We start from the raw sequence: 6,136 nt of genomic DNA, 5'->3' as shown, positions 1-6,136 counted from the left end.
CCGTAACTTCGGGAGAAGGGGTGCTTTCTTAACGGAAAGCCGCAGTGAATAGGCCCAAGCGACTGTTTAGCAAAAACACAGGTCTCTGCGAAGCCGTAAGGCGAAGTATAGGGGCTGACACCTGCCCGGTGCTGGAAGGTTAAGGAGAGGGGTTAGCGTAAGCGAAGCTCTGAACTGAAGCCCCAGTAAACGGCGGCCGTAACTATAACGGTCCTAAGGTAGCGAAATTCCTTGTCGGGTAAGTTCCGACCCGCACGAAAGGTGTAACGATTTGGGCACTGTCTCAACCAGAGACTCGGTGAAATTATAGTACCTGTGAAGATGCAGGTTACCCGCGACAGGACGGAAAGACCCCGTGGAGCTTTACTGTAGCCTGATATTGAATTTTGGTACATTTTGTACAGGATAGGCGGGAGCCATTGAAACCGGAGCGCTAGCTTCGGTGGAGGCGCTGGTGGGATACCGCCCTGAATGTATTGAAATTCTAACCTACGGGTCTTATCGACCCGGGAGACAGTGTCAGGTGGGCAGTTTGACTGGGGCGGTCGCCTCCTAAAGTGTAACGGAGGCGCCCAAAGGTTCCCTCAGAATGGTTGGAAATCATTCGTAGAGTGCAAAGGCATAAGGGAGCTTGACTGCGAGACCTACAAGTCGAGCAGGGACGAAAGTCGGGCTTAGTGATCCGGTGGTTCCGCATGGAAGGGCCATCGCTCAACGGATAAAAGCTACCCCGGGGATAACAGGCTTATCTCCCCCAAGAGTCCACATCGACGGGGAGGTTTGGCACCTCGATGTCGGCTCATCGCATCCTGGGGCTGTAGTCGGTCCCAAGGGTTGGGCTGTTCGCCCATTAAAGCGGTACGCGAGCTGGGTTCAGAACGTCGTGAGACAGTTCGGTCCCTATCCGTCGTGGGCGTAGGAAATTTGAGAGGAGCTGTCCTTAGTACGAGAGGACCGGGATGGACGCACCGCTGGTGTACCAGTTGTTCTGCCAAGGGCATAGCTGGGTAGCTATGTGCGGAAGGGATAAGTGCTGAAAGCATCTAAGCATGAAGCCCCCCTCAAGATGAGATTTCCCATAGCGTAAGCTAGTAAGATCCCTGAAAGATGATCAGGTTGATAGGTTCGAGGTGGAAGCATGGTGACATGTGGAGCTGACGAATACTAATAGATCGAGGACTTAACCATATAATATGAAGCAATGTTATCTAGTTTTGAAGGAATATGCCTTCATAGTTTGGTGATGATGGCAGAGAGGTCACACCCGTTCCCATACCGAACACGGAAGTTAAGCTCTCTAGCGCCGATGGTAGTTGGGACCTTGTCCCTGTGAGAGTAGGACGTCGCCAAGCAACTAAAAACACAAGTCTTTTGACTTGTGTTTTTTTCTGTTTTCAAACAGTACGAAAAAAGAAGTAATGGTAATACAAACACGTTGCCCAAGGGTTAATCATATTATATAAGAGATGGATGTATATTTTTCTGTAAATTGTTAAGGAATAGAAGTATAAAATATGTCCATTTAAATAGGGAGGGAAGGTTATGAAAGCACAAAATGAAGTTTGTATTGTTTGTGAGACAGAAAGAAAAGAAGGGATATATGTTTATAATAATTTAATATGTTATGAATGTGAAAAGGATATGGTGAATACGGAGACAAATGATCCGAAGTATATATATTATTTAAAACAGCTTCGGAAATTAGAAGTATCATCTTTTTAAATAGGCATATGCCTATTATTTTTTTTGTTCTGTATAATAGAGGAAGAATGAAATAATAAGGAAGAGATATAGATGAATCAAAATCGCATACCTTTATATGAGGCATTAACAGAGTTTAAAGAAAGAGGGCCGTTATCCTTTCATGTTCCAGGTCATAAAAATGGTTTAAACTTCCCTCAGGAAGCTGTAGGGGAGTTTAAAGATATACTATCTATCGATGTAACTGAGTTGTCAGGGTTAGATGATTTACATAGTCCGTTTGAATGTATAGATGAGGCACAACAGTTATTAGCTGATGTATATGGAGTAAAAAAAAGTTATTTTTTAATTAATGGTTCAACAGTAGGGAATCTAGCAATGATTTTGTCTTGTTGTGGGGAACATGATATTGTTCTTGTACAAAGAAATTGTCATAAATCAATTATTAATGGTTTAAAATTAGCGGGCGCAAATCCAATTTTTTTAGATCCATGGATTGATGAAGCTTATAATGTACCAGTGGGAATTCATGATGAAATTATTAAGGAAGCAATTGAAAAATATCCAAATGCTAAAGCACTCATTTTAACGCATCCTAATTATTATGGTATGGGAATAGATCTGGAGGCAAGCATCGCTTATGCACATGCACATAAAATCCCCGTTTTAGTAGATGAAGCACATGGAGCCCATTTTTGTTTAGGAGGGGCATTTCCAAAGTCAGCATTAGCATATGGTGCAGATATTGTAGTTCATTCTGCACATAAAACATTACCCGCGATGACAATGGGGTCCTATTTACATATAAATAGTCGCTTAGTGAAAGAAGAAAAAGTTTCTACCTATTTAAGTATGCTACAATCTAGTAGTCCATCGTATCCAATTATGACTTCTCTTGATATTGCACGCTTTACAATAGCACGTATAAAAGAAAAGGGACATGATGAAATAGTCGAGTTTTTACGGGGATTTAAAGACGAATTGTGTTCTATTCCACAAATAGCTATTTTACAGTATCCATTACAAGACCATTTAAAGGTTACTGTACAGACACGTTGTCAGTTATCAGGGTACGAATTACAGTCTGTATTTGAAAAGGTCGGTATATATACAGAAATGGCGGATCCGTATAATGTCCTATTTATTTTGCCCTTGCAAGTAAATAAGGAGTATATGAAGGCTATAGAGATGATCCGAGGGGCATTGCAATATTATGAGGTGAAAGACAAGAAGGAATCTATTCGTTATACTTATAAAGGAGAATTTTCTCCTTTACCGTATACATATAAACAACTGGAAGGATATGAAACAAAAGTAGTATCTGTAGAAGAAGCAGTTGGGATGATAGCAGCAGAAATGGTAATTCCGTACCCACCTGGAATTCCATTGATTATGTATGGAGAAAGAATTACTTCAGAACATAAAGAGCAAATTATGTATTTAGAGCAATCAGGCGCTCGTTTTCAAGGTAGCACGAAATATATGAAAGTGTATGATATAGAAAGTAGGTTTTAGGATGAAGGGATTATTTGTAACAATTGAAGGTCCAGAAGGTTCGGGTAAAACAACGTTAATTAAAAGTTTATTGCCGTACTTTGAACAAAAAGAACAAAAGGTAATGGCGACGAGAGAACCAGGTGGCATTGCAATTTCAGAGGATATTAGAACAATTTTACATAAACAAGAATATACGATGATGGAAGCACGTACAGAGGCGCTTCTGTATGCTGCTGCACGTAGACAACATTTGGTGGAAAAGGTTATGCCGGCACTTAACGAGGACTACCTTGTATTATGTGATCGTTTTATAGATAGCTCTTTAGCGTATCAAGGATATGCAAGAGGGTTAGGTATGGATAAAGTATTTGAAATAAATCGTTTCGCAACAGAGGACTGTATGCCTAGTTTAACGATTTACCTAGACATTGAACCAGAGATTGGTTTAGCTCGCATTGAAAAAGATGCAGGACGTGAAGTAAATCGATTAGATATGGAAGATATCTCTTTCCATAAACGTGTCCGTGAAGGATATTTACAAGTTGTAGAACGTTTCTCAGATCGTATTGTATTGGTAAATGCTGATCAACCAATGGAAAAACTTATAGAAGAAGTTGTTCAGATTATAGAAGATAAATTGTTATAATAGAAGGAAAGAATGAAATAAGTGAGGTATGCGTTATGACGAAGACGTGGGAGCAGCTTTCTGCTATACAACCCATCGGTGTAAAAATGTTGATGAATAGCATTGCAAAAGAGCGTATATCCCACGCTTACTTGTTAGAGGGAGGGAAAGGGACTGGAAAGTTTGCAACGGCAATTCAAATGGCAAAGAGTTTCCTCTGTTCTGGTCGGAATGGGGTAGAGCCTTGTCACGTATGTACAAATTGTAAGCGAATTGATTCAGGTAACCACCCTAACTTACATATTGTAAAACCAGACGGATTATCTATTAAGAAACAGCAAATTCATGATTTACAAGAAGAGTTTTCAAAAACAGGATTAGAAGCAAATAAAAAAGTATATATTATTGAGCACGCAGATCGTATGACAGCAAATGCAGCGAATACACTTTTAAAATTTTTAGAAGAACCAAGTAGTGATACAACAGCTATTTTACTTACTGAACAAAGTCATCAAATTTTAAATACGATTTTATCTCGCTGTCAAGTTGTTACATTTAGACCGTTACCTACGGAATCTTTAATTAGAAAATTACAGGATGAAGGTATTACGGCATCTTTATCGACACTTGCTGCGCAACTCACGAATAGTTTTGATGAAGCTTTAGCTTTATGTAGTGATGAATGGTTTGCACAAGCACGAGCTTTAGTGATAAAATTATGTGAAGCGCTCGAAAAGGATAAAGCCTCTATTTTTTTTGTACAAGAAAAATGGGGGAAACACTTTAGAGAGAAAGAACAATTACAGCAAGGTTTAGATATGTTGCTCCTTATTTATAAGGATTTATTATATGTTCAACTTGGAGAAGAAGATCGTCTTGTTTTTCATGAGCAGAAAGAGATGTTTGAATCTTTCTCCTATGCTCAGAAGCGCATTGTATCAGCTCTCTTTAATATATTAGAGGCAAAAAATAGAATCAACGCTAATGTAAATGCGCAGCTTGTGTTCGAACAGTTAGTGTTGCGGTTGCAGGAGGGATGACCGTTTTGTATGATGTAGTAGGTGTTCGCTTTAAGAAGGCCGGAAAGGTGTATTACTTCGATCCGAATCAGTTCGATATCTCTGAAAATGAGTTTGTAATTGTAGAAACAGTAAGAGGTATTGAGTACGGAAAAGTAGTTATTACCAAAAAGCAAGTTGATGAAAACGACGTTGTATTACCGCTAAAAAAGGTTATTCGTATTGCAAATGAAAATGATCGTACCATTGTTGAAGAGAACAAACATGCTGCAAAAGAAGCATATCAAGTTTGTCAGCAAAAGGTAGTAGAGCATAATCTTGATATGAAACTTGTAGATGTAGAGTATACGTTCGATCGCAATAAGATTATTTTCTACTTTACTGCGGATGGTCGGATTGATTTCCGCGAACTAGTGAAGGACTTAGCGGCAATTTTTAGGACAAGAATTGAACTAAGACAAATTGGTGTTCGTGATGAAGCGAAGATGCTTGGTGGTATTGGTCCGTGTGGTCGTATGCTTTGTTGTTCTACTTTTTTAGGAGATTTTGAACCTGTATCCATTAAGATGGCAAAGGATCAAAATTTATCATTAAATCCTGCAAAAATCTCTGGTTTATGTGGTCGCTTAATGTGTTGCTTAAAATATGAGAATGATGAATATGAGGCAGCAAAGGAACAACTTCCTGATTTAGATCAACGTATACAAACCCCGCATGGTACTGGCCGTGTTATCGGATTAAATATTTTAGAAAGATTAATTCAAGTGGAACTAGTAGACAAGGAACGGATAGTAGAATATACGTTAGATGAGTTAGTGAATAAAGGGGTCGTTTCGAGTCAAACCACAGATTAATGAGGTGGGTGCTTGTGGAGAAAAAAGATATTTTTGCATCGGTTTCTAGTATGGAAGAGCAAATTGGACATTTATACAAACAGTTGGGAGAATTAAAACAACATCTTGCAGAGTTGTTGGAAGAGAACCAACATATAAAAATGGAAAATGAAAATTTGCGACACCGCTTTGAAGAAGTGCAGATTAAGGAAAAACAAAAAACTCAAAAACGTAAAGAAGTGAAGCCGAAGACAACTGATATTGGCGAAGGCTATGATAATTTAGCAAGGCTATATCAAGAAGGTTTTCATATTTGTAATCTGCATTATGGAAGTGTACGTAAAGAGGGAGATTGTTTATTCTGCCTGTCATTTTTAAATAAAAAGTGAAATTACCTTTCCAATGATAATTGGAAAGGTAATTTTTTATACATGAGAGTAGAATGAAATATGTTTTTTTAT

6 protein-coding genes and 2 rRNA genes (1 of these 8 cut by a window edge) are annotated in these 6,136 nt (G+C 38.8%); all 8 read left to right on the top strand.

Annotation, left to right across the window (positions count from 1 at the left end; all coding sequences use genetic code 11):
• Positions 1-1,188 (top strand): 23S ribosomal RNA (locus QEP67_RS27755) (it extends 1,734 nt beyond the left edge of the window).
• A 48-nt stretch (positions 1,189-1,236) separates the two neighbouring features.
• Positions 1,237-1,352: ribosomal RNA gene (rrf, locus tag QEP67_RS27750) — 5S ribosomal RNA — on the top strand.
• 190 nt (positions 1,353-1,542) lie between these two features.
• The gene (locus QEP67_RS27745; RefSeq protein WP_000647290.1) at positions 1,543-1,722 is read left to right on the top strand and encodes a sigma factor G inhibitor Gin; all 180 of its coding nucleotides are present in this window, start codon (positions 1,543-1,545) and stop codon (positions 1,720-1,722) included.
• A gap of 72 nt (positions 1,723-1,794) precedes the next feature.
• Positions 1,795-3,216: an aminotransferase class I/II-fold pyridoxal phosphate-dependent enzyme gene (locus tag QEP67_RS27740; RefSeq protein ID WP_001075289.1), complete on the top strand. Its 1,422-nt coding sequence runs from the start codon at positions 1,795-1,797 to the stop codon at positions 3,214-3,216.
• A gap of 1 nt (position 3,217) precedes the next feature.
• Positions 3,218-3,844, top strand: coding sequence for a dTMP kinase (tmk, locus tag QEP67_RS27735; RefSeq protein WP_000677225.1), 627 nt, complete (start codon positions 3,218-3,220; stop codon positions 3,842-3,844).
• A gap of 35 nt (positions 3,845-3,879) precedes the next feature.
• The gene (gene holB, locus QEP67_RS27730; RefSeq protein ID WP_000169566.1) at positions 3,880-4,863 is read left to right on the top strand and encodes a DNA polymerase III subunit delta'; all 984 of its coding nucleotides are present in this window, start codon (positions 3,880-3,882) and stop codon (positions 4,861-4,863) included.
• Between the two features lie 5 nt (positions 4,864-4,868).
• Positions 4,869-5,696, top strand: a complete 828-nt coding sequence (locus tag QEP67_RS27725) for a stage 0 sporulation family protein (RefSeq protein ID WP_000272429.1) — start codon at positions 4,869-4,871, stop codon at positions 5,694-5,696.
• Between the two features lie 14 nt (positions 5,697-5,710).
• A complete protein-coding gene (gene yabA / locus QEP67_RS27720) occupies positions 5,711-6,064 on the top strand; it encodes a DNA replication initiation control protein YabA (protein ID WP_000412057.1) in 354 nt (117 codons plus the stop codon).
• Positions 6,065-6,136 lie beyond the last annotated feature (72 nt).

Source organism: Bacillus cereus group sp. MS39, from assembly GCF_040448665.1.
GTDB lineage: Bacteria > Bacillota > Bacilli > Bacillales > Bacillaceae_G > Bacillus_A > Bacillus_A wiedmannii.
Note: the sequence above shows the minus strand (reverse complement) of the source record. Positions and strands in the feature narration are given on the sequence as shown.